Source organism: Streptomyces sp. bgisy159 (assembly GCF_057707805.1).
Genome location: NZ_JBYIQX010000002.1, coordinates 232185 through 255443, shown reverse-complemented (window position 1 = coordinate 255443; position 23259 = coordinate 232185). Strand labels below are relative to the sequence as shown.

At 73.5% G+C, this 23259-nt stretch carries 28 protein-coding genes and 1 pseudogene; 6 read left to right on the top strand and 23 right to left on the bottom strand.

The genetic code is table 11. From position 1 onward, the window contains the following. Positions 1 to 21: 21 nt before the first annotated feature. The 16 genes from AC3ET3_RS03270 to AC3ET3_RS03195 form a co-directional block, all read right to left on the bottom strand. Positions 22 to 1050, bottom strand: coding sequence for a hypothetical protein (locus tag AC3ET3_RS03270; protein WP_435611587.1), 1029 nt, complete (start codon positions 1048 to 1050; stop codon positions 22 to 24). Positions 1051 to 1118: 68 nt separating this feature from the next. Further along, positions 1119 to 1385, bottom strand: coding sequence for a hypothetical protein (locus tag AC3ET3_RS03265; protein WP_432134212.1), 267 nt, complete (start codon positions 1383 to 1385; stop codon positions 1119 to 1121). 153 nt (positions 1386 to 1538) lie between these two features. Continuing rightward, positions 1539 to 1805, bottom strand: coding sequence for a hypothetical protein (locus AC3ET3_RS03260; RefSeq protein WP_432134211.1), 267 nt, complete (start codon positions 1803 to 1805; stop codon positions 1539 to 1541). Continuing rightward, positions 1802 to 2077: a hypothetical protein gene (locus tag AC3ET3_RS03255; RefSeq protein WP_432134210.1), complete on the bottom strand. Its 276-nt coding sequence runs from the start codon at positions 2075 to 2077 to the stop codon at positions 1802 to 1804. Before AC3ET3_RS03255 ends, AC3ET3_RS03260 begins: the two co-directional genes overlap by 4 nt. Positions 2078 to 2128: 51 nt before the next feature. Then, positions 2129 to 3022: a peptidoglycan-binding protein gene (locus AC3ET3_RS03250; RefSeq protein WP_435611586.1), complete on the bottom strand. Its 894-nt coding sequence runs from the start codon at positions 3020 to 3022 to the stop codon at positions 2129 to 2131. Positions 3023 to 3125: 103 nt separating this feature from the next. Beyond that, a complete protein-coding gene (locus AC3ET3_RS03245) occupies positions 3126 to 3515 on the bottom strand; it encodes an ATP-binding protein (RefSeq protein ID WP_432134208.1) in 390 nt (129 codons plus the stop codon). Positions 3516 to 3531: 16 nt separating this feature from the next. Continuing rightward, a complete protein-coding gene (locus AC3ET3_RS03240) occupies positions 3532 to 4251 on the bottom strand; it encodes a hypothetical protein (protein ID WP_432155460.1) in 720 nt (239 codons plus the stop codon). Continuing rightward, positions 4251 to 5384, bottom strand: a complete 1134-nt coding sequence (locus AC3ET3_RS03235) for a hypothetical protein (protein ID WP_432134206.1) — start codon at positions 5382 to 5384, stop codon at positions 4251 to 4253. Before AC3ET3_RS03235 ends, AC3ET3_RS03240 begins: the two co-directional genes overlap by 1 nt. Continuing rightward, positions 5381 to 6484, bottom strand: coding sequence for a hypothetical protein (locus AC3ET3_RS03230; RefSeq protein ID WP_432134205.1), 1104 nt, complete (start codon positions 6482 to 6484; stop codon positions 5381 to 5383). Before AC3ET3_RS03230 ends, AC3ET3_RS03235 begins: the two co-directional genes overlap by 4 nt. 35 nt (positions 6485 to 6519) lie before the next feature. Beyond that, positions 6520 to 7713 (bottom strand): hypothetical protein, encoded by a 1194-nt coding sequence (locus AC3ET3_RS03225; RefSeq protein WP_435611585.1) that lies wholly within the window; start codon positions 7711 to 7713, stop codon positions 6520 to 6522. Positions 7714 to 7735: 22 nt separating this feature from the next. Next, a complete protein-coding gene (locus AC3ET3_RS03220; RefSeq protein ID WP_432155458.1) occupies positions 7736 to 8953 on the bottom strand; it encodes a hypothetical protein in 1218 nt (405 codons plus the stop codon). 40 nt (positions 8954 to 8993) lie between these two features. Next, positions 8994 to 10190, bottom strand: coding sequence for a hypothetical protein (locus tag AC3ET3_RS03215; RefSeq protein WP_432134202.1), 1197 nt, complete (start codon positions 10188 to 10190; stop codon positions 8994 to 8996). Between the two features lie 42 nt (positions 10191 to 10232). Then, positions 10233 to 11156, bottom strand: a complete 924-nt coding sequence (locus AC3ET3_RS03210; protein WP_432134201.1) for a phage distal tail protein — start codon at positions 11154 to 11156, stop codon at positions 10233 to 10235. A gap of 126 nt (positions 11157 to 11282) precedes the next feature. Further along, positions 11283 to 12545 carry a phage tail family protein gene (locus AC3ET3_RS03205; RefSeq protein WP_432155455.1) on the bottom strand — a complete coding sequence of 421 codons (1263 nt, stop codon included), beginning with the start codon at positions 12543 to 12545 and terminating at the stop codon, positions 11283 to 11285. Positions 12546 to 12556: 11 nt separating this feature from the next. Beyond that, positions 12557 to 13753: a phage tail protein gene (locus tag AC3ET3_RS03200; RefSeq protein ID WP_435611584.1), complete on the bottom strand. Its 1197-nt coding sequence runs from the start codon at positions 13751 to 13753 to the stop codon at positions 12557 to 12559. Positions 13754 to 13797: 44 nt separating this feature from the next. Beyond that, positions 13798 to 14553, bottom strand: coding sequence for a hypothetical protein (locus tag AC3ET3_RS03195; RefSeq protein ID WP_432155453.1), 756 nt, complete (start codon positions 14551 to 14553; stop codon positions 13798 to 13800). A 20-nt stretch (positions 14554 to 14573) separates the two neighbouring features. On the opposite strand from AC3ET3_RS03195, the gene AC3ET3_RS03190 reads away from it, so the two are divergent. Continuing rightward, a complete protein-coding gene (locus AC3ET3_RS03190; protein ID WP_432134197.1) occupies positions 14574 to 15047 on the top strand; it encodes a hypothetical protein in 474 nt (157 codons plus the stop codon). An 86-nt stretch (positions 15048 to 15133) separates the two neighbouring features. Here AC3ET3_RS03190 and AC3ET3_RS03185 read toward each other — a convergent pair whose 3' ends face one another. Beyond that, a complete protein-coding gene (locus AC3ET3_RS03185) occupies positions 15134 to 15343 on the bottom strand; it encodes a hypothetical protein (protein WP_432134196.1) in 210 nt (69 codons plus the stop codon). A gap of 352 nt (positions 15344 to 15695) precedes the next feature. On the opposite strand from AC3ET3_RS03185, the gene AC3ET3_RS03180 reads away from it, so the two are divergent. Then, complete coding sequence (locus AC3ET3_RS03180; protein ID WP_432155451.1) at positions 15696 to 16604, top strand: hypothetical protein; 909 nt, start codon at positions 15696 to 15698, stop codon at positions 16602 to 16604. Positions 16605 to 16658: 54 nt separating this feature from the next. On the opposite strand, the gene AC3ET3_RS03175 is transcribed toward AC3ET3_RS03180, so the two are convergent. The 5 genes from AC3ET3_RS03175 to AC3ET3_RS03155 all read right to left on the bottom strand — a co-directional run bounded on the left by AC3ET3_RS03175 (position 16659) and on the right by AC3ET3_RS03155 (position 19572). Beyond that, positions 16659 to 17048, bottom strand: coding sequence for a hypothetical protein (locus AC3ET3_RS03175; protein WP_432134404.1), 390 nt, complete (start codon positions 17046 to 17048; stop codon positions 16659 to 16661). A 65-nt stretch (positions 17049 to 17113) separates the two neighbouring features. After that, the gene (locus AC3ET3_RS03170; RefSeq protein ID WP_432155450.1) at positions 17114 to 17404 is read right to left on the bottom strand and encodes a hypothetical protein; all 291 of its coding nucleotides are present in this window, start codon (positions 17402 to 17404) and stop codon (positions 17114 to 17116) included. An 89-nt stretch (positions 17405 to 17493) separates the two neighbouring features. Next, positions 17494 to 18105, bottom strand: a complete 612-nt coding sequence (locus tag AC3ET3_RS03165; protein ID WP_432155449.1) for a phage tail tube protein — start codon at positions 18103 to 18105, stop codon at positions 17494 to 17496. A 134-nt stretch (positions 18106 to 18239) separates the two neighbouring features. Beyond that, on the bottom strand, positions 18240 to 18653 hold the full coding sequence (locus AC3ET3_RS03160) for a phage tail termination protein (protein ID WP_435611582.1): 414 nt from the start codon (positions 18651 to 18653) through the stop codon (positions 18240 to 18242). A 418-nt stretch (positions 18654 to 19071) separates the two neighbouring features. Further along, the gene (locus AC3ET3_RS03155) at positions 19072 to 19572 is read right to left on the bottom strand and encodes a helix-turn-helix domain-containing protein (protein ID WP_435611581.1); all 501 of its coding nucleotides are present in this window, start codon (positions 19570 to 19572) and stop codon (positions 19072 to 19074) included. A 253-nt stretch (positions 19573 to 19825) separates the two neighbouring features. Between AC3ET3_RS03155 and AC3ET3_RS03150 the strand changes: the two genes are divergently transcribed. The 4 genes and pseudogenes from AC3ET3_RS03150 (at position 19826) to AC3ET3_RS03135 (ending at position 21734) form a co-directional block, all read left to right on the top strand. After that, positions 19826 to 20125 (top strand): WhiB family transcriptional regulator, encoded by a 300-nt coding sequence (locus AC3ET3_RS03150; protein WP_432155446.1) that lies wholly within the window; start codon positions 19826 to 19828, stop codon positions 20123 to 20125. Further along, positions 20118 to 20792, top strand: coding sequence for a hypothetical protein (locus AC3ET3_RS03145; protein WP_435611580.1), 675 nt, complete (start codon positions 20118 to 20120; stop codon positions 20790 to 20792). Before AC3ET3_RS03150 ends, AC3ET3_RS03145 begins: the two co-directional genes overlap by 8 nt. Continuing rightward, positions 20789 to 20962, top strand: a pseudogene (locus AC3ET3_RS03140) (MerR family transcriptional regulator); the annotation flags it as partial. The gene AC3ET3_RS03145 and the pseudogene AC3ET3_RS03140, both read left to right, overlap by 4 nt. A 280-nt stretch (positions 20963 to 21242) precedes the next feature. After that, on the top strand, positions 21243 to 21734 hold the full coding sequence (locus AC3ET3_RS03135; protein WP_432155501.1) for a DUF1707 and DUF4190 domain-containing protein: 492 nt from the start codon (positions 21243 to 21245) through the stop codon (positions 21732 to 21734). A gap of 102 nt (positions 21735 to 21836) precedes the next feature. On the opposite strand, the gene AC3ET3_RS03130 is transcribed toward AC3ET3_RS03135, so the two are convergent. Then, positions 21837 to 23135, bottom strand: a complete 1299-nt coding sequence (locus tag AC3ET3_RS03130; RefSeq protein ID WP_432155500.1) for a glycosyltransferase family 39 protein — start codon at positions 23133 to 23135, stop codon at positions 21837 to 21839. Positions 23136 to 23259 lie beyond the last annotated feature (124 nt).

The following is a 23259-nucleotide window of genomic DNA, read 5'->3' as shown; positions in this document are numbered from 1 at the left end:
CCTTCGGCGTTCTCACGGTGGTCAGCACTTCGGGGCCCGCAGCGTCCAGGTCCCGCCGCTGTCGACGCGGACGGCGCAGCGGTCGGTCACCGCGAGGCTGAGCCGGGCGTGGCCGCGGCCCTCGGCCAGCACCTCGGCGGTGCGCAGGGAGCGGGTGAGCCGCCGTACGACGAACGGTGTGTCGTCGTGGTGCTCGAAGTCCAGGACGCGGGGACCGCCGCTCTTCAGCACGGTCTCGGTGCCCCGACCGCGGATCCGGCCGCCGCCGGGGAGCCGTCGCGCCTCGCTGATCGGGCGCAGGGCCAGCCGCCAGGGGCCGCGGGCGGTCACCTCGACGTGCAGGGTGTCGCCGTCCTGCGGGGGCACGGTGATGTGGGCGGCGGTGGGCTCCGGGCCGCCGTCGAGGAGCAGCTGACGCCGGGCCGGGTGGCCGGTGCGGGTGTGCACGCTGAAGCGCTGCGCGGTCTGCGTCTCGAACGCCAGCACCGCGGGCCCGTCGGTGGCGGGGCGGGGAAGGCGCAGCTTCATGGAGCCGCTGCCGTGGTTCCAGACGACGTCGGCGGTCGGGCGGTCGTCGCCGTTCAGCCGGGCCAGCGCGGAACCGCCGCGGGCCAGCAGCGCCGGCACCTGGGCGGCGGGGGCGCGCTTGGCCTGCTCGTAGACGTCGAGGGCGGTGCGGTAGTCCGCCAGTTCCTCCGCGTCGGCGGTGGCGCCGGGGACGTAGGGGTGGGTGCGCAGGAGTTCGCCGTAGCGGGTGATGGCCTGCTCGGTGTCGGTGGCCGTCCCGTCGTCCGGTGTCGTCCCGGTGCCGGTGGTGCGGCCGGCCGGGCGCAGGGCGCGGGCGGGCTCGTCCGGCGGGGTCTTCCCGGTCAGGCGCAGGCCGGCTGCCATCGGGGGCAGCACGAGCGCGCCGTAGAGCGCCAGGCCGACGGCGGCGCCGTCGAGGGAGAGCCCCCCGACGACCGCCATCAGGACGAAGAAGCCGATGTTGCCGATGAGCCAGCCGTGCAGCAGGGCTTTCGGCCTGCGTGTGCTGAGGGTGTGCCGCATGGTGCCACCTCCCCGGTCGGTGGTGCGGTAGCTGCCGGGCTCCGGCAGCTACGTCGTGTCGGAGCCGGTCAGCCGCGCACGGCGCGGTGGAAGCGGAGCAGCGCCTTGGTGCCCACGGTGAGCAGGGCGGGCACGTCCTCGGCGGGGGCCCGGCGGGCCAGGGACGCGAGGTCGAGGGCGAGCGCGTAGTCGTCGAGCGCGGCGCGCGGGACGTCCGGGTCGTCGGCGCGCGGGCCGTACTCGGCGAGGCAGTCGCCGTACTCGATGACGGCCAGGCGGACGTCGACGCCGAGCGCGTCGAGCTGTCCGGTCAGCGTGTGCGGGTCGTGCGGCATGGCGGGCCCCCCGGTCCTCGTCCCTGATTCCCCGTTCGGCCGCGAGAGGCGGCCGTACGGGTCGATGGTGCGGGACCGGGGGGCGGGCGGGCAGGGGGTGCGGTCGGATGTGTACCGACGGCGGACTCTGCCGGGGCCCGGCAAGGAGCCGGGTCAGCGCAGTGCGAGTTCCCAGACGGCGATCGCCGCCGTGGAGACCGCGGCGAGGGCGCCGATGCTGGCGAGCGGCCAGCGGGAGCGCTCCAGGGCGTCCAGCCGCTGCTCGTGGTCGGCGAGCTGCTTGTCGGTCTGGTCGCTGCGCTGCACCAGCAGGGCGAGGGAGCCGTCGACCCGGGCGAACCCGGCCTCCACGGTGCCGCGCAGGCGTTCCAGTTCGACGGCTACGGCGGTGGGGTCGGACAGCGGGTGGGGTTCGTTCACGCGTCCCCCCGGCGGGTGCTCGGGTCGTCCCGCAGGGCCGGCAGGGCGGCGTCGTCGGGGTGGACGTCCGTGCGGAGCCAGGACGGCAGCAGCGCCTGGACGCCGGGCAGGGCCATCACCCGGGTCACGGCCGCGGCGGCGGTCAGCGCGGCCGCCGCCCACGGGAGCGTCTCGGGGAAGCCGGCGGCGTCGACGACCGTCGGCAGCAGGACGCACAGGCCGACAGCGGTCTGGACTACGGTGCGGAGGGTTCGCTTGGCGGCCTCGGACACGGGAACCTCGTTTCCGGAAGGAGCGGCTCGTCTTGCGGAGCGGCTCGTTCCTCAGGAGCTGTACGGGACTTTCAGGGCCGCCCAGGACCGGGCGCCCGGCCAGCCGTCGGCGTCGGCGCCGGTGAAGCCGAGCCTGCGCTGCCACTTGGCGTAGGAGCGACGGTCGGCCTCCGTCCACTGGGGGCCGGGCCCCTTGGCGTACGCCGAGCAGCCGACCGCGACCAGGCGGCGGCCCATCGCCGTGACGATCGGGGAGTGGGGGTGGGTGCGGAACCAGGCGGCGCCGGGGTAGGGCTGGTACGCCGGGGCGGTACCGGCCGGGGCCGGCCGGTGGCCCTGCGGGGCGGGCTTGTCGGCGAGCCGTGTGGCGATGCGGGCGCGCAGGTCCGTCATCGCGAAGCCGCGCGGGTCGACCTTGGTGTCGGTCCACTCCTTGTGGCCGATCACCGAGCGGGCGGTCCAGCCGTGGGCGCGGCAGATCGCCGCGGCGGCGCGGACGACGGCCTCCAGCTGGGCCTCGGGCCACGGGTCCTTGCCGTTGCCGAGGTTGACGCACTCGAAGCCGTAGAAGTGGACGTTGCCGTCGGTGTCGTTGCGGCGCGGCGGGGGGAGGACGGCGCGCTCGGCGACGACCGCGCGCAGGACGTCGCCGTCGCCGCGCCCGGCGTGGTTGGTGCGGCCGTTGCCCACGAGGTGGACGGTGCCGTCCTTGGCGATCACGCCGTGGCAGAGGGGGCCGGGGAGGGCCGAGTGGCCGTTGAAGCAGAGGGCGACGCTGGGGGCGGTGCCGCTGGTGACGGTGTGGTGGACGACCACGCCGTTGACCGGACCCCAACTGCCCTTGTGGTTGCGGTTGTGGGTGCGCCAGCCGGGGTGTTCGGTGACGGTGACGCCTTCCTTGCGCAGCGCGGCGACGAGGGCGTCCGCGCTGAGGGGATGTGCCATGGGTGCCTGCCTGACGGGTCTGGGTGCGGGCATGGGAAGACCCCGGCCGGTGGGGCGGCTCGGGGTCCGGGAGGTGCGGGTGTGGGGGCGCGGGGCCCGGGGACTACGTCGGGTCGGGTTCCGCGGGCGGTGCCGTCGTGGCCCAGGTCCGGCACAGCGCCAGGTACGCCGCCGTGTGGGCGGTGAAGTCGTCCAGGGCGGCCGTGACGGCCCGCTGGACGGCTGTCCGGTCGGGAACGACCGGGGCCGTGCCGACCGGGAGGACGGTCACCCGGCCGGTGCCGCGCAGCACCGCGCCGTTCTCCCCGGTCTCCGTGAACTGGGCGGTGACGGTGACCGGGGAGTAGGTGCCGGTGATCGAGTCGGGCGCGATGACGCTGCTCAGGCTGGTGTCGGAGACGTTGACGTGGATGGTGTGGCCGGACTCGGCGAGGGTGGCGCGGCCGGCGTAGTCGATCGCGACGCCCCAGGGCTGGGTGGGGTCGATGTCCATGGGTTCCTCCGGGCGGTCAGGACTGGCGGCCGTACATCAGGACCGGGTGGGCGTAGACGGTGCCGGAGGCGCTGGTGACCTGGGCTTGGACCTCGACCTTGAGCAGCGTGCCGTACACCGTGGCGAAGTCGGCGGCGACCAGGGCGGTGTGGTCGAAGTCCGCGCCGGCACCGACCGTGTCGCCCCACGGGGCGCCGTTGAGCAGCACCCGGACGCTGCCGGCGGCGCCGGAGGAGGCCCGGGTCTGCAGCAGGAGCCGCAGCTTGGGCTGCCAGACCACGTTGTACGACATGGCGATCGTCGCCCAGGAGGTCGCGGTGGTCTGCGGCCAGCGGGCGACCGCGGTGTCCTGCGGCGGCAGCATGTTCAGCCAGGGCCGGGCCAGTCCGCCGTTGTTGACGTCGTCGGCGAACAGCTCCCGCCCGTCGTTGTCGTAGACGCGCAGCGGTTGCAGCGAGGTGCTGGAGCCGTCGCCGTTGTGCAGGCTCATGGCGAGCGAGCCGGTCTGGCGGCGCACCGCCATGCCGTACTCGGCGCCGCTCCACGCGCCCACCGCGAACACCGCCGGACCGCCGCCCGGCGGGCGTACGGCGAGATAGCCGCCGTCGGTGATCTCCACGCCGCCACCGGAGATCCGGTTGAGCGCCGGCCGGCTGTTGACGGCGGTGGACAGCTGCTGGATGCGGCGTTCCATCTGGGTCAGCCGGTCGATGATGTCTTCGGGCAGCTGGGGCATCAGGCCTCCTCCAGGTAGAGCTCGGCGGTGTCGGGGCGGCCGCGCTGCGCCGGGCTGACCTTGACGCCGATGACCCGGTAGCGGGCGTCCAGGCCCTCGGTCCACCACTCGTCGGTGATCCGGATGCGCACGGTCCGCCCGAGCAGCGCGGGCGGCACCAGGTCGTCGAGGCGGACGCTGACCGCGGGGATCACCACCGCCCCGGTGGCCTGCGCGAGTTCGGCGGTGGCCAGGGACTTCAGGACGGCTGCGCTGGTCGTCTCGTTGTGGTCGGAGGACAGGTCGATGCGCGGGTAGCCGGCCGCGATCAGCGCGGCCGCCTCGTCGGCGTCGGCGAACACTGGGCGCGACTCGGCGGCCTGGTTGGTGTTGTCGCTGCCGCCGCGCGCCCGGGCGGTGGTGCCGCCGCGGGTGGCGTCGCGCGGGAAGGCGTACGACAGGATGGTGCCCGGGCGGTCCATCACCAGGTCGGTGGTCCCGGTGCGGATCTTCGGGCTGCCCAGGCGCAGCCGGCGGACCCGGGCGCCGGTGGCCGGGTCGCGGTAGACGGCGATGTGGTGCTCGAAGCCGTCGTCCAGGGCGGCGAGCGCGTCGATCGCCTCCAGATAGACGGTCTCGTCGCCGTCCCGGTAGCGGGCCGAGCGCATCTGCCCGGAGGTCTCGTAGCCGTAGGTGACGCCGATGTTCCCGCCGATCACGGTCGGCTTGTCCGCCTCGTCGGCGAACCGGCCGAGCTGCAGGTGCTCCCACAGCCGGCGCGCCACGACCAGCTGGTCCACGTCGGTGAAGGACAGGTCGGCGCGGATGCGGCGGCGGCCGGCGTACGACTCGAAGGTGGCCGCCTGGATGCCGAGGCTGAGCACGCCCCGGTCGGAGCTCTGCAGCGTGGCCGTCCAGATGATGCCGCCCCACCACAGGTCGTTGCCGCGCTGGAGGTAGACGGCGGTGCGGCCCTCCTCGATGCGGCGGACCCGGGCGGCCATCTGGGCGTCGGGCACCGGGACGGTCCCGGACAGCGAGCCGGCCTTGCCGAGGTAGTCGTCGACGGTGACGTCCCGCAGCGGCAGGATGTCGATGGTGGTGTCGTCGCGCAGGTCGCAGAAGATCGCGCGGTACGGGGTGTCGGTGCTCATGAGGCGGCCTCGTAGGTGGCGGTGCCCCGGATGGCGTGGGGCGGGCTCCAGGTCCAGGGCGACAGGGCGTCGACGGTGCCCTGGCCGGCGCCGCCGATCGCCGAGGCGTCGGGCCGGCCGGAGGAGACGCCCAGCTCGAAGGCGGTGGTGTGGGGCAGGTGGATCCGGCTCATGACGCGGGCGGAGTTGGACGCGCCCAGTTCGGCGAAGCCGACGACCGGGTGGGCGGCGGACGCCGGCACCGGCAGCGAGAAGCGCCAGTTGTCGGCCGAGGTGGGGTTCGCGCCGAAGTCGGTGGTGGTGCCGAACTGGATCACGAAGTTCAGGTGCACCGTCGTACCGGACTTGAGGTAGCGGCAGTTGACGTCGGCGTTGCCGTAGGACGGGGTGGCGTTGCCGGAGTTGGTGGTCCAGGCCGGGGTCCAGCTCTGCCAGGCCGGCGGCACCGGGTAGTCGGTCCACGCCGAGCCGGTCCAGCGCTGGAGGCGGCCGCCCGCGTCGCGGTACTGGCCCGGGTAGGCGCCGATCGAGGTGTCGCTGGTGACCGGCAGGATGCCGCCGACGGCGACCGTGGCGGTACGGCGGCCGGTGAGCGCGGTGCCCCAGTCGAGGCCGCCGGAGCCGGTGCTCGCCCCGGCCGGTACGGCGACCTCGTACAGCGGGAGCGCGAGATCGGGGGCCGCGGGCGCGGCCGGCAGGGCGGCCGGGGTGCCGGGGAGGATCTCGACGACGGCCTCGGTGCGCCCGGAGCCGTCGTACGGGTCGTCGTGGACGCGCAGCACGACCAGGTCGACCCGGCCGTACTGGGGGTCGCCGTCGGCGAAGGTCAGCGGCAGGGTCTCGGTCAGCGCCACCGGGTAGGCGCCCCGGGTGTCCGTGCCCTGGATGACGGCCCGGCCGGGGTACACGAGGGCGGACATCGTGCCGGGGTCGCCCTGCACGGTGAACCCGGAGATCCGCCACTGGCCGTCGGCGGAGCCCGGCAGGATGCCGGAGCGGGTGGTGACGGGAGAGGTCGGGGTGAGCGCGCCGAGCGCCGCGAGACGGGTGTCCTCGCGGGTCTGGCCGTCCGGGGAGAGCCAGCCGGAACGTACGGGCATGTTCCCTCCTTGGGGGAAGTCGAGGCGGAGGGGGGTCAGTTGGCGGGGTCGACGCGCAGGAAGATGTTGTCGAAGCCGCAGGTGACCGAGGCGCTGCCGGAGCGGTGCAGGGCGGTCATCGTGTAGACCGTGCCGGGCGTCAGCCCGTACAGCCGCCACATCGTGGAGACCGAGCAGGAGACGGTGCCGCCGTACATGGCGGAGTACTCGTCGTTCGACGGTTCCCAGACGACCGTGGCGCCCCGGGTGATGCGCGGGGCCATGAACGCGGCGGTGGTGGTGCTGCCCTGGGTCACCATGCGGGCGCCGAAGTGGAGCAGCACCGCTCCGGTGCCCGGGGCGGTGAAGTCGAGGGTCAGCGCGGAGACGGCCGTGTTGTCGAGGGCGGCGGTGTACGTCGTCGACGCGGTGGTCCCGGCGTCCAGGGACGCGGTGAACGCGGACGGGGTGACCGCCGGCAGCCACGCCGAGCCGTTCCAGCGCTGCAGGACGCCGCCCGCCGAGTCGCGGTACTGGCCGGGGTAGCCGCCGGTGGTGACGGCGCCGGCCGGGGCGATACCGCCGATGTCCCTCGGGTAGGGCACCCAGGCGGTGCCGTTCCAGCGCTGCAGGGCGTCGTTGACGTCGCGGTACTGGCCCGGGTAGGCGCCCTTGACGGTGTCGTCGGGCTTGGTGGGTGCGATGCCGCCGAGGGCGACCGTGGTGGGGCGCAGGTCGGTGAGGGCCGTGCCCCAGTTGATGCCGCCGTTGCCGTTGCTCGCGGTGGCCGTCACGAGCACCTGGAACAGCGGCAGCGACAGGCCGGGCGCGGCGGGCGCGGACGGCACGGCGGCCGGGGTGCCGGGGACGATCTCGACGACGGCCTCGGTGCGCCCGGAGCCGTCGTAGGCGTCGTCGTAGATCCGCAGGACGACGAGGTCGACGCGGTCGTACTGGGCGTCGCCGTCGGCGAAGGTGAGCGGCACTCCCTCGGTGAGGGACACCGGGTAGGCGCCGCGCGACTCCTCGGCCTGGATCACCGCCCGGCCCGTGCTGACCTCGGCGGTCATGGCGCCGGCGGCGCCGGCCAGCCAGAAGCCGGACACGGTGTGCTCACCGGTGTAGGAGCCGGGCAGGACGCCCGAGCGGGTGGCGACGGGGGAGACCGGGGTGTGGGCGCCGAGCGCGGCGACGCGGGTGTCCTCGCGGGTCTGGCCGGCCGGGGACAGCCAGGCGGAACGGGCGTTCATCTACAGTCCTTTCGCGGACGGGTCAGGAGGCGGATTCGTAGGTGCCGTGGATCGACAGGACGTCGCCGGTGCCCCAGTCGAAGGGGTAGCCCTTGTCCCAGATGTCGCCGGTGTTGTGCAGGGTGTCGCGCAGCGAGCGGACGGAGCCGCCGTTGCCGGCGGAGAGCAGACCGCTGCCCTGCCACATGCGGTTCTCGGAGGCGTCGAAGCCGACGGCGGTCAGTACCCGGCCGTCCAGCTTCCAGCTCGTCGACACCGGCGCGACCGGGAGCCTGAACGTCCAGTTGCCGTTGGGGTCCTGGGCGGCGAGGTTGGTCGTCGAGCCGATCCTCAGGTAGATCCGCACGTGCACGACCGTGCCGAGCTTGGCGTACGACCCCGCGAGGACGCCGTTGCCGATGCTCGGGGCGGTGCCGTTCTCGGCGCCCCACACCGGCGTGTAGTCGGTCCAGGCGGGCACCGGCTGGTACGACACCCAGGAGGAGCCGTTCCAGCGCTGCAGGACGCCGGAGGAGCTGTCGCGGTACTGGCCGGTGTAGCTGGCGGTGGTGACCGCGCCGGCCGGGGCGATGCCGCCCAGGGCGCTCGGGTACGGCACCCAGGCCGAGCCGTCCCAGCGCTGCAGCGCGCCGCCGGAGTCGCGGTACTGGCCGGGGTAGGCGCCGCCCCCGGTCTCGCCTACGGCCGGCAGGATGCCCCCGATCGCGACGGTCGGGGTGCGCAGGTCCTCCACGTCGGCGTTCCAGTTGACGCCGCCGTTGCCGGCGCCGGCCCCGGCCCGGACGGTGACCCGGTAGATCGGCAGGGCGATCGGCGGCGGCGCCGGCGCCTGCGGGTTCGCGCCGGGTTCGCCCCGGACGATCTCCAGGGCGGCCTCGGTGCGGCCGGAGGCGTCGTACACGTTGTCGTAGATCCGCAGGACGACGAGGTCGATCCGGTCGCCCTGGGCGTCGCCGTCGGCGAACGTCAGGGGGGTCTGGTGGGCCAGGGCGACCGGGTAGGCGCCCTGCCCGCTCTCGGCCTGGATCACCGCCCGGCCCTCGTGGACGGTGGCGGTCATGGTGCCCGCCCCGCCGTCCAGCCAGAAGCCGGCGAGGCGGTACAGGCCGTCGTAGGAGCCGGGCAGGACGCCGGAGCGGACCTGGATCGGGTTGGTCGGGGTGGTCGCGCCCAGCTGGGTCAGCCGGGTGTCCTCGCGGGTCTGGCCGGTCTCGGCCACCCATGAGCTGCGCAGGTTCATTCGCTGGTCTCCCTGGTCGGCGAAAGGCGGTGACGGTTCGTCAGGACTTGATCCACTCGGCGGCGAGGTTCGTGTAGTAGCCGGAGCCGCCCAGCGTGGTGACGGTGGAGCCCGAGTTCTGCAGCCCGTACAGGGCGAGCCGGTCGCCGGCCGCCAGCCGCACCAGGCAGCCGCCGCCGACGCTGGTCGCGGCCGGGCCGGCGCCGACGAGCCAGGTGCCCCTCGGGACCCCGCTGCCGTTGACGTAGACCCGCGCGCCGCGGGAGCCGGCCGACGGGTTGTCGCCGGTCCAGGTGATGTTGGCGGTCACCCGCCACCAGCCGGCCCGCGGCACGGTGTAGACGCCGAAGCCGTCGTGCCCCGCGGCGTCGTCCACGTCGGCGGTCTGCAGGGCGATCAGCGTCCACACGTTGCTCGGCACCGACTGCTTGCTGGTCTGCGAGGCGCTGTAGAGGACCGACGTACGCCCCTGGACGAACTGCCACGTGGAGCCGTCCCAGCGCTGCAGCCGGCCGGCGTCGTCCTCCCGGTGCTGGCCGACGTAGGAGCCGTCGGTCAGCGCGCCGGCCGGGGCGATGCCGCCGACCGCCTTCGGGTAGCCGACCCAGGCGGAGCCGTCCCAGCGCTCCAGCCCGCCCGGGGTGTCCCGGTACTGGCCGGCGTACGCGCCGGTGAAGCCGGAGGCGGGGACGATCCCGCCGACGGCCACGGTCGGGCGGCGCAGGCCGGTGACGGCGCTGCCCCAGTCCAGCCCGCCGGTGCCGGCCGACACCCGGGCGGGCACCAGGATGCGGTACAGCGGCAGGGCACTGCCGTCGGGTGTGTTCGGGACCACGGGGGTGGCGGCCGGCGTGCCCGGGACCAGGCGGACCAGTGCCCGGGTCTCGGCGGTGCCGTCGTACACGCCGTCCTGGACGGCGAGTTCGACGAGGTCGATCCGGTCGTACTGGGCGTCGCCGTCGGCGATCGTCAGGGTCTCCGGTTCGGTCACCGCGACCGGATAGGTGCCCTGGGCCGTCCGGCCGCCCGGGACGAAGGCGCGGCCCGCGCCGATGACGCAGGTCATGGCGCCCGCGGTGCCGGTGAGCGCGAAGCCGCCGGGGACGATGCCGCCGCGGGCCCTGAGCGGGGTGTCCTGCGGGGTGGAGGCGTCCGGGGTGAGCAGCCCGGAGAGGGTGACGCGGGTGTCCTCGCGGGTCTGCCCGAACTCGGTGAGCCAGGCTGATCGTACGGTCATGGGGTCGTCTCTCCTCGTCCGGCCTTCGCGGCGGTCACGGGGTCACCACTCCGCCGCGCGCCAGCGCACCGACATGCGGGCGCCGGGGCCGAAGGTGTCGGGGCGGAACGCGAGTTGGGCGCGGCCCGGGGCGAACGCGAACAGTTCCTCGGGGCTGCTGTCGGCGGCCGCCGTGTGCCGGCGGGAGGCGGTGCCGTTGAGGGTGACCGTGCCCGCCGCGGTGTCCACGACCAGTTCGTCGCCGGCCGCCAGGACGATGGAGTAGCGCAGCCGGCGGCCCGAGTTGCGGTCGGTGACGGTCGGGTTGCCGCACGGACCGGTGAAGGTGAGCACCGGGTGGGTGGGCGCGGAGCCGCCGTTGTCCACGGTGACGTCGCCGGTGGAGGCCGCCTGGCCCCAGTACAGCGGCCAGGTCAGCGGCCAGGTCAGGCCGCTCTCCGGCTGCGGGGCGCCGGTGACGGCGGTCCGCTCGGTGACGGAGTAACGGCGCGGGTCGGTGGCGTACCACTGCACGCTCGCCCGGGAGACGCCCTGGGTGGTGTACGTCCGGTCGGCGGCCAGCACCCGCTGGCTGACCCGGGCGCGCACGGCCAGCGTCTCGCCGTGCAGCCGCACCGCCAGCCAGCGCTCGGTGTCGCCGAGCAGCAGCGCCTGGCGCAGGGCGCGGATCGCCTCCAGCGAGGCGGCGTCGTCCGGCGCCGGTACGGTCCACACCGAGCCGCCGATCCTGCGGGGGCGGGCGTAGCGGGCGCCGGGCCAGGCGCCGTGCGCGGTGGGGTGGTCGGCGTCGCTGGAGTCGTACTCCGGCAGGTCCTCCCAGCCGGTCAGGCCGCCGCGGTCGATCTCGTAGGGGGTGCCCGGGCCGAGCAGCAGTCCGGCCCACTGCATCTGCCCGTCCTGGGTGATGAGTGAGCCGGGGGGTACGTCGTCCGTGGGGGCGTATGCGGTTGTGGTCGTCTCGGCCATGGGGCCGTCACCTCACTGTCAGGGGTGTCATGGCTCTTGGGCGCGGGGCTCCTGCGCGCGGGGCTCTTGCGCATGCGGTTCTTGCGCATGGGGCTCTTGCGCGCGGGGCTCCTGCGCGGGGTGCGCTTACGCGTGGGCGTGCGCGGCCGCCAGGAAGAGCAGGTCCTCGGCGATGCCGTGCGGGCCGGCGGCGGGGCTCTCGTGGAACTCCCGGACGCGGTGGCCGCGGCGGGCGGTGGCCGGCCGGTCCCGGCGGGCGAGGGCCCGGTGCGGGCGCAGCGCGTGCAGCGGCAGGACGCGGCCGGTCCGAGGGGCGGCGCCGGGCACCGCGACACCGCCCTCGGCGAGCATGGGGATCTTGTCGATGTCGATGCCGAACTTCTTGCCGAGGATGCTGAAGCTGAGGCTGTTGAGCCCGTCGATGACCCAGTTGGCGAACGCGATCAGGCCCTGGACCGGCCCTTTGACGACGCCCGCGACGGTCTGGGCGCCCGTGGTGACGAACCTGCCGATCGCGCCGAGCGTGCCGGCGGTCGCCTGCTTCACCCGGCCGAACATCCGGGGAATGTCCCTGGTGATCCATGTCAGGACCGGCTTGACCGCGTTCCTGAACCCGCGCCAGATCGCCGACACCTTGCCGCGCAGGGCACGGGTGTCGCCGGTGGTGAGGGCCTTCAGGACGGCGAAGCCGGTGCCGACGAGCTTGCCGACGACCCTGAGCGCGGTGGTGATGACGGTCAGGTAGACGGTGACGTACGTGGTCACCGCCTTCCCGATCGCTTTCAGCAGCGGCGCCAGGATCGCCAGGTACAGCCGGACGTACTTCATGACCACCGTCGCCGTCTGCTGCATCAGACGCTGCCCGGTCCGTGAGTTCATCGCCAGGTCCAGCAGCCAGCCGGCGACCGGCAGGAGCAGGCCGGTGACGAAGCCGATGGGGTTGGCGCGGGTGACGAGGTTGAGCGCCGTCATCACGGCGGAGCCGATGGTGGTGGCGGTGCCGAACGCGCCGAGCAGGCTGCCGAGGCCGCCGGCGGCGCCGGCGAGGGAGCCGATCAGGGCGAGCAGACCGCCGGCCGACCCGAGCCTGCCGAGGGCCCGGGTGACGTTCTTGGCCCGGCCGCTGAGCGTCCTGACGCCGGCCGCGGTGGTGCCGGCGCTCCGGCCGGTCCTGGTGAGGGTGCGGGCGGCGGCGTCGGCGTCCGCCTTGGTACGGCGTACGGCGTCGGCGGCCCCGTCGGCGGCAGAGCGGATGCGGTCGGCGGCGCCGGCGGCGGAGCGGATCCGTCCGGTGAGGCCGCGCAGGGCACCGCCGCCGCGGTCGACGCCCGTACGGAAGGCGCGCAGGGCCGGTGCCACCCCGGCGAGGGGGTTGACCGGCACGCTCATGGCCGCGGCGCTCATCCGCGTGCCTTGGCCAGGAACATCAGCGCGTCGGCGGTGCGCTGGGGGCTGCTGGTCTCGGCCGCGTAGTAGTGCTCGATGTGCAGGGCGGCGCCGTCGGCGGCGGAGGCACCGGCGTACGGCATGCCGTGCGCGGCGGCGCGGCGCAGCAGCCGGTCGAGCTTGCTGAGCGGCAGGACGGCCTCGGCCTCGCCGGCCTCGGCGAGGATCGCGGGGACACCGCCGGAGCGGGGCATCACGACGCCGCCGGCGGCCAGGGCGGGGATCCTCGGCAGGTGGACGCCGAAGGTCTTGCCGCCGACGCCGGGCACCCAGCCGGGGATCGACACCTTGATGCGGTTCAGGGCGCCGATCGCGCGGTTGATGATGCCGATGACGGCGTTGATCGGGCCCTTGACGGCGCTCTTGATGCCGTTGAAGGCGCGGCCCGCGATGCCCTTCAGGCCGCCCCAGATGCTGGACAGCTTGTTCTTCACGGCGCGGAAGGCGTTCGGGACGGCCGACCTGATCCAGCGGACGACCGGTGAGATGACGGCCTTGATGCCCCGCCACACGCCGGAGACGACCGACTTGATCGCCTTGAGCGCGGTGCCGATGACCTTCTTCCAGACGCCGACGTAGGTCTTGATGACCTTGGCTACCGCCTTGACCACGGCGGTGATCGCCTTCTTGATGCCGCTCCACACCGATTTGATCAGCTTGGCGGCCTTCTTCATGATCGGCCCGATGGCCTTCATGACCTTGCTGATCACCGACTTGATGACCCCGAAGGCCGTCTTGAGCACCTTCTGCATGGTCTTCGACCTGGTCGCCATCTCGACGACCTTCTCGATGAGCGGCATCAGCAGGTCCATGAGCATGCCGAAGAAGTTGCCCTTCATCGACTTGTTCATCTTGTCCTGCCCCTTGGCCGCCTTCTTGGCGCCCGCCTCGTACTTGCCGAGGTTCCTACCGGCGGAGGATCCGGTCCGGCCGGCTCTGGCGAGGGATTTCTCGGTGCGGTCGGCGGCGGTCTTGAGCTGCTTGAGCTGGGTGGTGGAAGCCTGCGCGGAGGACTTCAGCTTCCGAATTCCTGATTCCCCGGCCTTGGCCTGGCTACCTACGGCCTTCGCCGCTTCGGCGGCGCCGGAGGCCTTCGTTCTGAATGATTGCAACGCTGTGGAGGATTTTCGCAGACTTGAAACGAGCGACACGGAAACCTCTTTTCAGGGGAGCGGGTCCGGTTGCGTGGACAGCCTTAGCCCAGGGCGCGGAGCAGGTCGGTGACCCGGGATTCGAGAGCGCGAACCTGTGCGGCCGCGTCCTTGAGGCGCTTGGGGTCCTGGCTTGTCACACTGGGGGCGCCGGCGGCGGCACGGATGGCCTCGCCCTGCCGTCGCCTGACGCGGTCGACGGCGTCGAGGCGCCTGTGGGCCCGCTTGGCCGACCCCTCCACGACCTTGATGTCGCCGTCGACCCTGCCGAACCGTCGCCTCATGTCCTGTTCGAGATCCGCGACGAGATCGACGGCGCCGTCGTGCGCGGATCGCGCGATGGTCCGCGCCCGGTCGACATCGGTGCGGAGGTCCGCGAGTCGACCGTCGACGCGGGTCCTCGACTGGGCCAGATCGTCCACCCGTCCTTCGAGGGCCGTGACCGTCCGAGCTGCGGCGGACGCGGTTCCGCGTCCGTTCTCCAGCGCGCTGACCCAGGGGAATTCGTAGATCTTCGCGCCCATGAGGTACACGCCGGACTCATCCACTTTGAAGCCGTCGAACGACGCCGTCACGGCGCTGACGTCGAACTTGGCCAACTGCTCGCTCCAGTACAGGCTCTGACTCGACGCATTGATCGAGCTGCCGTCCGGATCCATGTGCTTCAGCCAGTTGGCCGGTGCTTCGAAGGCGCTGCCCACGGAGCTGTAGGCCACCTCGATGTAGTGATTGATCTGGTCTATCATGCCGTTCACGAAGTTGCTCAGTTCGCGGAATGCCGGGTTGGGTGGGACGGTCATAAGACCTCCTTTGGATTCCGATGTCCTACGAAGGGGTCCGTGATTCCGTGCTCGTTTCCCTAGTTGCCGCCCTCATCGTTTCTTCGCTACCGGCGCTGGGGCTCTATTTCTCCCTGCGGGCGATGCGGTTTGTCATCCGACTGCTCTCGGATGAACGGCTGTTGGGAAGGGTGGGCGAACGGACGGACGGAGAATGCGTCGGTCTGATACCGGCCCGGCGTGGAGTTCGGCTGATGGTTCTGTTCCTCGACGATTCGGGCGACGAGCACACTTTTCAGAGCAAAGTGCTGACGGAGGCACTGATTCCACAGGTCGGGGAGTCTGTGGGGGTCGTCTATCTGCCGGACCGGCCGGCGGTCGCGCGGATCACACCGCGGAAGGCGGCCGCTGACAACGTGTCCTGGGGCTGCCTCGCGTTGCCCTTCCTGGCGGCCGTGGCCTTCGGGGCGGCGGCGCTCATCGCGAGGCTTCTCTGGGAGGCTCTCGCCACCTGAGGCGGATTCGGGTGTCCGCAGGCAGTCGGACCCCCGGCGCGCGGACGCCCCACATCTGTCCGCTCTGGGGGGCGGGCCTGCTTCCGTCAGGGCCGCTTGGGAGGGGTGTTGCGGCGGGCCGCCGTCAGCGCGTCCGACCAGCCGGCGGCGTACGCGCGCGACTCCCGGGCCAGCAGCTCCTCGTAGACGCGGTCGAGCAGGGCCTCGCGGTCGCCGGTGGGGGTGTGCAGGAGGTGGGCGAGGCGGGTGTAGGTGTCGATCGGCTGCTGTCGGGAGTCGCTGGTGCCAGTCGCCATGTCTGCTGCCTGCTTTCCGGTCTGTCCGCTGGGCTGGTGGTACAGGTGGCGCCTCTGGGGGTGTTCGAAGCGTCTGTTCGAACTAGTGTACGAGTAATCCCGTGGTGCCGTTCCGTGTTTGCCGAGGAACCACCCGGTGGCGCCGTCCGGACCTGCGGTGATGCGGGGTGCGGTGGAGGTCGCGTCAGGTCCGTGGAGTAGGATCCGGCCGTCCTCCCGTCGGTGAAGAGACAGTGAACACAGCGCTCGCAGCGGGGAACTGAGAGCGCGTCAGACGACGGTGGACGGCGGCCGGGCAGCCGTCCTCGCGCGGGGGGCGCGATGGGGCAGGGACGAGAGCAAGGCCAACGGGGTGGACGGGGACGCGAGCAACGCGCGGCATCAGCATGTGATCGACTGGCTCGAACAAGCCTCCGATCTGCCACATCTCATCGCCCGTGTCTCCGAGCTCGTCCTCCGTCTGGGACACGCGCCGGAGGACCTGGTCGTCCTCCCCCGGGCGGAACTCGACCGGCGTGAGCTGGCCGCGTACAGCGCGGGCTGGGCCGACGTGGTCGCCGAGCAACTGCCGGCGATACGGCGGGCCTACGAGGAGCGGATCACGGCGGCCTACGTGCAGGGCCAGGAGGACGCCCGGACGGGACGCCGGCCGCGCCGGGCCCGCCGGGCCGAGGGGGAGCGGGGCGGTGAGGTGATCCCGCTGCCGTACGTGGAACTGCTGCGGCCCCCTTCCGAGGTGACGCGCGTGGAGCGGCGGGGGGAACGGGAGCGGTCGGTGGCGGACGGGTCGGTGGTGCCGGTGCCGCCCCCGGCGGACGGTGACGAGGATGACGCCGAGTACGAGAGGGACGGACGGGCCGGCGAGGAGCCGGTCTCCGGTCCGGCGGCCGACGTGCGGCTTCCCGGGCGCGAGCCGCGGGAGAAGCGGACGGCGCCCTCCGAGCGGCGCACGGTCGTACGCCGCAACGGCCGGCCGAGCGTGCCCCCGCTCGCGCTGCCCGGTGACACCGGAGCCGCCCGCGACCGGGGACGCCGCGAGCCCCTCGAACAGCGGTCCCCGCACGGGCCGGTCGAGCAGCGATCCCCGCACGGGCCGGTCGGACAGCCGCCCGCGCAGGACCCGGTCGACCCGCCGCCTCCCGTGCCCAGGGGCGAGGAACGCCCCCGACTCTCGGACAGGGCCCGGGCCCTCGCGGAGGAGCTGGAGGGCCGGGCGGCCGTCCGCCGCCGGGACGACGAACAGCCGGGCGGCGGCCACTGAGCGAACCGCCCGCCCGGGGCTGCCGCACCCGCGACCCAGGCGAAGAACCGGAACTCAGGCGAAGAACCTCGCCAGCTGGGCCGGTGACGGCGCCGACGGGTCCCGGCCGCCGGAGTCCGGGCCGGCCGGGCCGGACTCCGGCCCGGTGTCCCCGGACGGGTGCTCCGCCGGGTCGTACGCCTCCTCCGCCGGCCCGGTCGGCCGCGGCACCGGGACCGGCGGTTCCGGCTGGTCGCCGTCCTCCGCCGAGTTGACGCAGGCGAACATCCAGTTGGCGGCCGCCAGATGGTCCACGGCGGCGGCCAGCAGATGGTCGGTCACCGACCAGTCGGCGGCCTCCCCGTGCAGTTCCCGGTTGAGCGCGCTGTCCCGCGGCAGGTGCTTGACGAGCACCGTGAGCCGCCGCTCGGACAGCCGCTCGCGGTGCCAGTCGAGCAGGTCGATGCCGTAGTAGCGGAGCAGGTCCGCTTCGAGTGCCTCGGCGTGTTCGTCGACGAACCCGACGAGGCTCAGTCTTCCCCCAGGCCGAGCCCGGTCTCCTTGCCGTAGGCCTCCAGGACGGCGGCGATGTCCTGCATGGTGACCTCGTGCCGCTCGAAGCGGGCGAACTGCTGCTCGCCCATGAGGAGGCCGAGGAGCCCGTCGACGTCGTTGTCGTCGAGCCCCCGCAGTGCCCGCGCGGTGGCCCGGGTCAGCTCGGTGGGCAGGGTGAAGGTCTCGCCGTCGAGCTCGAACGACCAGGCCCGGCCGAGGGCTTCAAGGCGCTGGGCGCGGGCGGCGTTGACATCGAAAGAGGCCATGGTGACGCGTACTCCTTTTCAGGCGTGCGGGGAGAGCGGTGAAGGGCGGGCGGGGCGGGCGGCGGGTGCCGGCCGCCCCGCCCGGTGGGTCAGGACGCGGCGTACGAGACGTCCTTCATCAGGAAGCTGGCCAGCGCCGACTTGCCCGGGGTGGCCATCGCCGTGAAGGTGATGCCGAGCTGCGCGGCGGCCTTGCGGCCCAGCTTGATGTCGTCCACGGCGGTGACCTGGCCGCGCGGGATGCCGAAGCGGTAGGTCACGGCCTCGTCGGCGGCGGCGTCCGCGCGGACGTCGGTGAACTCCAGGCCGAGGGCGTGCGCGTCGGCGTACGGCCGGTCGGCCACGTCGTACTTGTAGACGCCCGGGTTGTTGGTGGTGTCCAGCGCGGTGACGTCACCGCCGCCCATGAACAGGGGCAGCGTGTCCTCGTTGAACTGCATCAGCGAGAACTTCAGCGTCAGGTCGCGGTCCGAGTACACGAAGTGCACCGGGCTGACCGCCTGCCACACGTCGATCGGCTCCAGCTTGTCCTTCTTGCTGAAGGTGACGCCGTCGCCGGAGGTGAAGCCGAGGTCCGTCCAGCCGGTCCAGTCGGTGGCCGGGGTGCCGGTGAAGGCGGTCGGCAGCTCGGTGCCGGCGGCGGCGTAGTAGAGCCGGCCGACTCCGGCGATGCGGATCTCGGAGGAGTTGGTTCCTGCCATTGCTGGGTCTCCTTGAAGAGAGGGTGAGGAAAGGGGTGGTGCTGCCGTTCCCGGGAAGGCCCGGGTACGGCGAAGGCCCCGCCGGGGACGGCGGGGCCTTCGGCCTGTGGGGTGCGGCTACGGGCGCACCGGTGTCAGTACACGTCCAGGAACACCTTGAGCACGCACACGTAGCGGTGGGCGGCGGCGTACAGGTAGTCGGGCAGCCAGCGCGGGCCGTCCTGCTCCTCCACCTCGGTGATGAGGTTCCTGCCGTAGCGGTTGCCGGCGGCGGCCATCAGGGCGCGGCGGGCCGAGTTGGCCAGGACGTGCGCCTGCTGCTTGGTCGGGCCGTACACCTCCAGCTCGATCAGCGGCTGGTCGACGTGGAGATCGCCGATCCAGGCGCCGCCGCGCCGGTTGACGAGGACGGCGGCGCTGGTGCCGTTGAAGTCCGTCGGCGGCTGGACGGTGACGAGCGCCGTGGACAGGGCCGAGTCGGCCTCCAGGATGTCGACGACCAGGGCCTCGACGTCGGGGAAGGCGCTCGGTGGGGTGGGTGTGGTCATGCCGGGTCACCTCGGGTCGACTGGGCGGGGTGAGGGACGCCGGGCGGGCGCCGCGCGGGGAAGGCGAGCAGGGGCCGCGGCGCCACGGCCCGGCTTACGGCGAGGTGGCCTGGCCCGTCTCGCGGGCACAGCTCCGCCGCTGCACCAACTGTGACATGCGAGCGTGCGCGCACGCAACTCAATCCGGGAGGCGATGGAGATTTCCGTTGCCGCAGGGGGTGAAGGGGGAGGGGAGGCCGCTGGCGCGGAGGAGGGTGCTGGGTGCGCCGAGGCGGCTTCCGGGATCCGGGACCGTCCCGCACGCCCGGGGTGGTGACGCGTGACCGACCGGCCGGGCGGCGCGGTCGCGCCCTCGTGCCGCCCGCGGGCGGGCGCACCCGTCGGCCCACGGGTGCCCGTCAGGGGCGAGGCGGCGAGGTCAGCCGACGCCGGGGGTGTCGGCCGCCGCCTCGGCGAGGACGCGGTCGTCGGCCTGCACCGCCGCCCCGGCCTCCCCCTCCGGCCGGGCCTCGTTGGGCAGGAACTGCTCCACCACCCGGACGAACATCTCCCGCCGGTCGGCCGGCACCCCCAGCAGGTCCGCGACCTCCTCCAGCGTGGGACGGCGGACGGACTCGGCCCCGGGGCCCGGGCCGGCCAGGTGCGCGTGCGGATCGGCCAGTTCCTCGGCGGTGAGGCGGCCGGAGCGGATCAGCATGTCGCGCACCGGGACGCCGAGCACGCGCGCGAGCCGACGCGTGGTCTCCAGGTCGGGCATGCTCTGGCGCTGCAGCAGCCGGGTCACCGCGGCGCGGTGCACCCCCGCCTCGTCGGCGATGCGCGACTTGCCGCCGCCGCGTGGACTGTCGATGTCGTACCCGCGGTCGCGCATCAGGTCTTCGACCCATGCCGCGAACGCGTCCAGATCCTGGCTGGTCATCTCTGTGCTCGCTTCCCTAGGAGAGGGCAAGTTTAGCTTGCTTGCGCGCGCGGTATTACGCGCTCTCGTGCAACGACTGGGGAAAATTCGTGGGATTCGCGGAGAATCCGTGACCGAGTCCCACTGGTCGGGCGCCTGCCCGGCGGCAAGTGATCGAAACTCATTGCGAGCGCGCACGCAATCTGTAAGGCTGAGGGGCGCGTTCACTTCGCGCGCCCCGTTCACGCGTCCACGCGACATCAGGGAGGCCCCCATGTCCGCAGCCGGTTCCTGCCCACCTCCTGATCCCTGGCAGTCCGCCGCGGCCTGCGCCGGACTGCCACCGGGGATCGTCTTCGCCAAGAAGCCCAAGGCCGCCGCGCCCGCCCTGCGCGCCTGCGCCCGCTGCACCGTGCGGCACGCCTGCGAGCAGGTCGTGGCCCCGGCCGAGAACGGGTTCGACGGTGTCTGCGGCGGCCGCCTGTGGCGCTCCGGCCGTCCCGTCCCGGTTCCGGACGCACTGCTGCCGACCGCCCTGCGGTACCTGCCCCGCCAGGGAGGCGCCGGTGCCTGAGCAGAGCGCCACCGCCCACGCCGCCCTCTGGATCTCCACCCTCCTGCAGCAGTTCCCGGAGCTGTCCGCCGAACTCGCCCCGGGCCGCGCCTCCGCCGTCCACCGCCCGGCCGCACCGCCCCCCGCGGACCTCGCCGGCCGGCTCCGCGAGGAACGCGCGGAGGCGCTGCTGATGCAGCAGCGCCACGGCCTGGCCGTCCCCGGCCACAGCGCCGCCCCGCTGCGGCTGCACATCTCCGACACCATCCGCGACATCACTGACGGGGTGACCGAACTGGAGGAGGCCGTCCGCGACCGGCTCGGGCTGCCCCGGGTGCGCCGCGCGCCCGTCGCCGAGCGGCTGCGCCGGATCGCCGCCCTGCTCGACGGCATCGCCGCCGACCCGGTGCTGGCCGCCCACGTCCGCGACGAGACCCGCCGGATGGCCCGCCGCTGCGCCCGCGCGCTCGGTGACACCGAGACGGTCGTACGGGTGTCCGGGCGCTGCCCCTGGTGCGACTCGGTGTCGCTGCGCGCCTTCCCCGACCGCGGCGCGGTGCTGTGCGTCAACCCCGCGTGCCGCTGCACGGACCCGCTGTGCGGCTGCCACGACGACCCGGCCTACCGTCACACCTGGGCCGAGGGCGAGTGGGAACGCGCGTCGGCCACCGGGGAGGCAGGCCGGTGACCCCCCGGACGCCCACCCTGATCCCCGGCCCGCTCGCCGCCCGGGAGGCCGGCGTCGCGCCCGCGACCATCCGCAAATGGGTCCAGCTCGGCCGTCTGACACCGGCCGGCAAGGCGGGCCGGGCCCAGCTGTTCCGCCTGGAGGACGTCTTCGCTGCCGAACGTGCGGCACATGGCCCGGGCCACCGGTCGCGGCGGGGAGACGCGCCTCAGCGCGGAGAAGCCGAGGATCACGGAGAGAACGGGCGGAACGCCGAGAAGGGGCGGATCACGGAGAACCGGCGGATCGCCGGAGAACGGCGGGTTGACGGCGGTCCGGCGGTTCAGCGGGGGAACCGTCGGCGGCCGGGGCGCGTTGGGGAATGATGGAGGCAGTCAGTCGTCCGGGGGAGGTGGGTCCGTGTCGTATCCGTCGCCATGGCAGCCGTGGCAGGGGCAGAGCAGCCCGTCGATGCTCGCCTCCCACGCCGATCGCGAGCGCGCCGTCGACGTGCTCAGAGCGGGCTTCAGCGAGGGGCGCCTGCAACAGAGCGAGTTCGAGAAGCGGGTGGCCCGGGCGTACGAGGCGCGGACCGTCGCCGAGTTGTCCATGCTCGTGGCCGATCTGCCGGTCGGGCCCCTGTCGGTCCAGCCGGCCGTCCCGCCGGTGCAGGGCTTCGGCGCGCCCGTCCCACGCACCTTCCTGCCGACGGCCCCGCCGCCGCCCACCAACAGCAAGGCGGTCGGCTCCATGATCTGCGGGGTCCTCACCACCATGACCCTGGGGATCACCGGCCTCCCCGCCGTCATCCTCGGGCACTCGGCACGCGCCGAGATCCGCCGCACCGGCCAGGGCGGGGACGGGTTCGCCCTCGCCGGACTGATCCTCGGCTGGCTCTCGGTGGCCGGCTGGGCGGCGTTCTTCCTGCTCATGATGGTCATCGGGGTGTCGTCCGGCGGGTGACCCGCCCCCGGTACCCGACCCGGCGCCCGCCCCGGACCGCCCGCCCCGGACCGCCCGCCCCGGACCCTCCGTCCGAGGCAGCCCCGGTCGGCCCGGTCCGGCCTACGGAATCCCCAACTCGAAGATCACATAGTGCGCGTACCACCCGGAGGCCACCGCGGCCGTCGTGAAGAACACCGTCAGGCTCGGCCACTTCAGCCGGCTCATGGCGGCCGCGGGCGCCAGCAGCAGCGGGAAGGCCGGCAGCAGATAACGCGAGGTGTTGCCGAACATCTGCTGGGTCCCGAGCACCGTCACGATGCTCGCCAGCGTGTACGCCACCAGCACCAGGGGCGGACGCCTGCGCAGCATCAGCGCGACCAGGAAGGGCAGCGCGATCACCAGCTGCACCGCGAGCAGATCCGGCGTGGAGAAGGCGAACAGGTAGTCGTCGTGCCCGACGGCGACGTTGCGCAGCACGTCCAGGGTGTAGGAACCCCAGTCGAAGTAGTGCGCCCACCCCTCGCGCTGAAGGGTGAAGTAGGCGGTCGCGTCCCCCATGCGGTAGCTGACCCAGCCGATGTACGTCAGCAGGCCGAGCGGCGCCGCGACCATCGCGTACACCGGCCCCGCCACCCCCTGCTCGCGCCGGCTGTCCCGGCGCAGGACCGTGACGAGTGCCGCGAGCCCCACCGCGCCGATGAGCGCGGCCGAGGTCGGGCGGTTCAGCCCCGCCAGGAAGGCCAGCAGGCCCGCCGCCACCCAGCGCCGCCGCATCACGCAGTAGCAGGTCCAGGCGGCGACGGCGACGAACAGCGACTCCGAGTACACCGCCCACTCCACGCCCGCACCGGGCGCCACGGCCCACAGCCCGGCGGCGATCGTGCCGGCCCGCACGCCGGCGAGGGCGGCCACGACGGCGTAGATCCCGGCAGCCGCCACGAACGAGGCGAGGACGGAGACCAGGATGCCGGAGCCGAACAGGCCGAGGCCGGTCACCTCCGACACGCCGCGGATCAGGCCGGGGTAGAGCGGGAAGAAGGCGACCGAGTCCTGCTTGACCGTGAACAGACCGCCCGACGGGAGCCGCTGCAGCGGCTTGGGGTCGTACCCTTTCTCGGCGACCTGGAGGTACCACCAGCCGTCCCAGGTCGACAGGACGTCCCACCAGTGGGCGCCGCCCCCGAACCGCGGCTGCTTCTTCCGGTAGTCGCCGGCGTACTCCAGCAGGATGGCGAAGATGGTGAGGCCGACGAGCTTGGTGACGCCGTACAGCACCAGCGGCGGGACGTACGGCCGCGCCGCGGGCGGCACGGTGATCCGTCGTCCCCGGCCGGAGCGGCCGGCGCGCGCGCCGGGCAGGACGGAACCCGCGGGGCCCTCGGCCGGGGCGCCGTTCGATGCCGTGTCCTCGGAAGCCATGCTCAAGCCCGCCGTCCCCCCTCGGCCGACCGCCGGGGGCAGGGGACGTACCGCTGTCCGGATAGTCGTGAAGTGTCAGTCATAAGATCGCATCAGGGTCGCACGTGTGCGGCGCCAGACTCGC

Excerpts from the sequence above, each read along its gene's own strand:
- AC3ET3_RS03250 (WP_435611586.1), bottom strand. The coding sequence starts at position 3,022 with ATGGCACATCCCCTCAGCGCGGACGCCCTCGTCGCCGCGCTGCGCAAG.
- AC3ET3_RS03270 (WP_435611587.1), bottom strand. The coding sequence starts at position 1,050 with ATGCGGCACACCCTCAGCACACGCAGGCCGAAAGCCCTGCTGCACGGC.
- AC3ET3_RS03165 (WP_432155449.1), bottom strand. The coding sequence starts at position 18,105 with ATGGCAGGAACCAACTCCTCCGAGATCCGCATCGCCGGAGTCGGCCGG.
- AC3ET3_RS03265 (WP_432134212.1), bottom strand. The coding sequence starts at position 1,385 with ATGCCGCACGACCCGCACACGCTGACCGGACAGCTCGACGCGCTCGGC.
- AC3ET3_RS03220 (WP_432155458.1), bottom strand. The coding sequence starts at position 8,953 with ATGAACCTGCGCAGCTCATGGGTGGCCGAGACCGGCCAGACCCGCGAG.
- AC3ET3_RS03155 (WP_435611581.1), bottom strand. The coding sequence starts at position 19,572 with ATGACCAGCCAGGATCTGGACGCGTTCGCGGCATGGGTCGAAGACCTG.
- AC3ET3_RS03195 (WP_432155453.1), bottom strand. The coding sequence starts at position 14,553 with ATGACCGTCCCACCCAACCCGGCATTCCGCGAACTGAGCAACTTCGTG.
- AC3ET3_RS03225 (WP_435611585.1), bottom strand. The coding sequence starts at position 7,713 with ATGAACGCCCGTTCCGCCTGGCTGTCCCCGGCCGGCCAGACCCGCGAG.
- AC3ET3_RS03150 (WP_432155446.1), top strand. The coding sequence starts at position 19,826 with ATGTCCGCAGCCGGTTCCTGCCCACCTCCTGATCCCTGGCAGTCCGCC.
- AC3ET3_RS03185 (WP_432134196.1), bottom strand. The coding sequence starts at position 15,343 with ATGGCGACTGGCACCAGCGACTCCCGACAGCAGCCGATCGACACCTAC.
- AC3ET3_RS03235 (WP_432134206.1), bottom strand. The coding sequence starts at position 5,384 with ATGAGCACCGACACCCCGTACCGCGCGATCTTCTGCGACCTGCGCGAC.
- AC3ET3_RS03245 (WP_432134208.1), bottom strand. The coding sequence starts at position 3,515 with ATGGACATCGACCCCACCCAGCCCTGGGGCGTCGCGATCGACTACGCC.
- AC3ET3_RS03170 (WP_432155450.1), bottom strand. The coding sequence starts at position 17,404 with ATGGCCTCTTTCGATGTCAACGCCGCCCGCGCCCAGCGCCTTGAAGCC.
- AC3ET3_RS03240 (WP_432155460.1), bottom strand. The coding sequence starts at position 4,251 with ATGCCCCAGCTGCCCGAAGACATCATCGACCGGCTGACCCAGATGGAA.
- AC3ET3_RS03215 (WP_432134202.1), bottom strand. The coding sequence starts at position 10,190 with ATGACCGTACGATCAGCCTGGCTCACCGAGTTCGGGCAGACCCGCGAG.
- AC3ET3_RS03135 (WP_432155501.1), top strand. The coding sequence starts at position 21,243 with ATGCTCGCCTCCCACGCCGATCGCGAGCGCGCCGTCGACGTGCTCAGA.
- AC3ET3_RS03190 (WP_432134197.1), top strand. The coding sequence starts at position 14,574 with ATGTCCTACGAAGGGGTCCGTGATTCCGTGCTCGTTTCCCTAGTTGCC.
- AC3ET3_RS03230 (WP_432134205.1), bottom strand. The coding sequence starts at position 6,484 with ATGCCCGTACGTTCCGGCTGGCTCTCCCCGGACGGCCAGACCCGCGAG.
- AC3ET3_RS03205 (WP_432155455.1), bottom strand. The coding sequence starts at position 12,545 with ATGAGCGTGCCGGTCAACCCCCTCGCCGGGGTGGCACCGGCCCTGCGC.
- AC3ET3_RS03160 (WP_435611582.1), bottom strand. The coding sequence starts at position 18,653 with ATGACCACACCCACCCCACCGAGCGCCTTCCCCGACGTCGAGGCCCTG.
- AC3ET3_RS03210 (WP_432134201.1), bottom strand. The coding sequence starts at position 11,156 with ATGGCCGAGACGACCACAACCGCATACGCCCCCACGGACGACGTACCC.
- AC3ET3_RS03130 (WP_432155500.1), bottom strand. The coding sequence starts at position 23,135 with ATGGCTTCCGAGGACACGGCATCGAACGGCGCCCCGGCCGAGGGCCCC.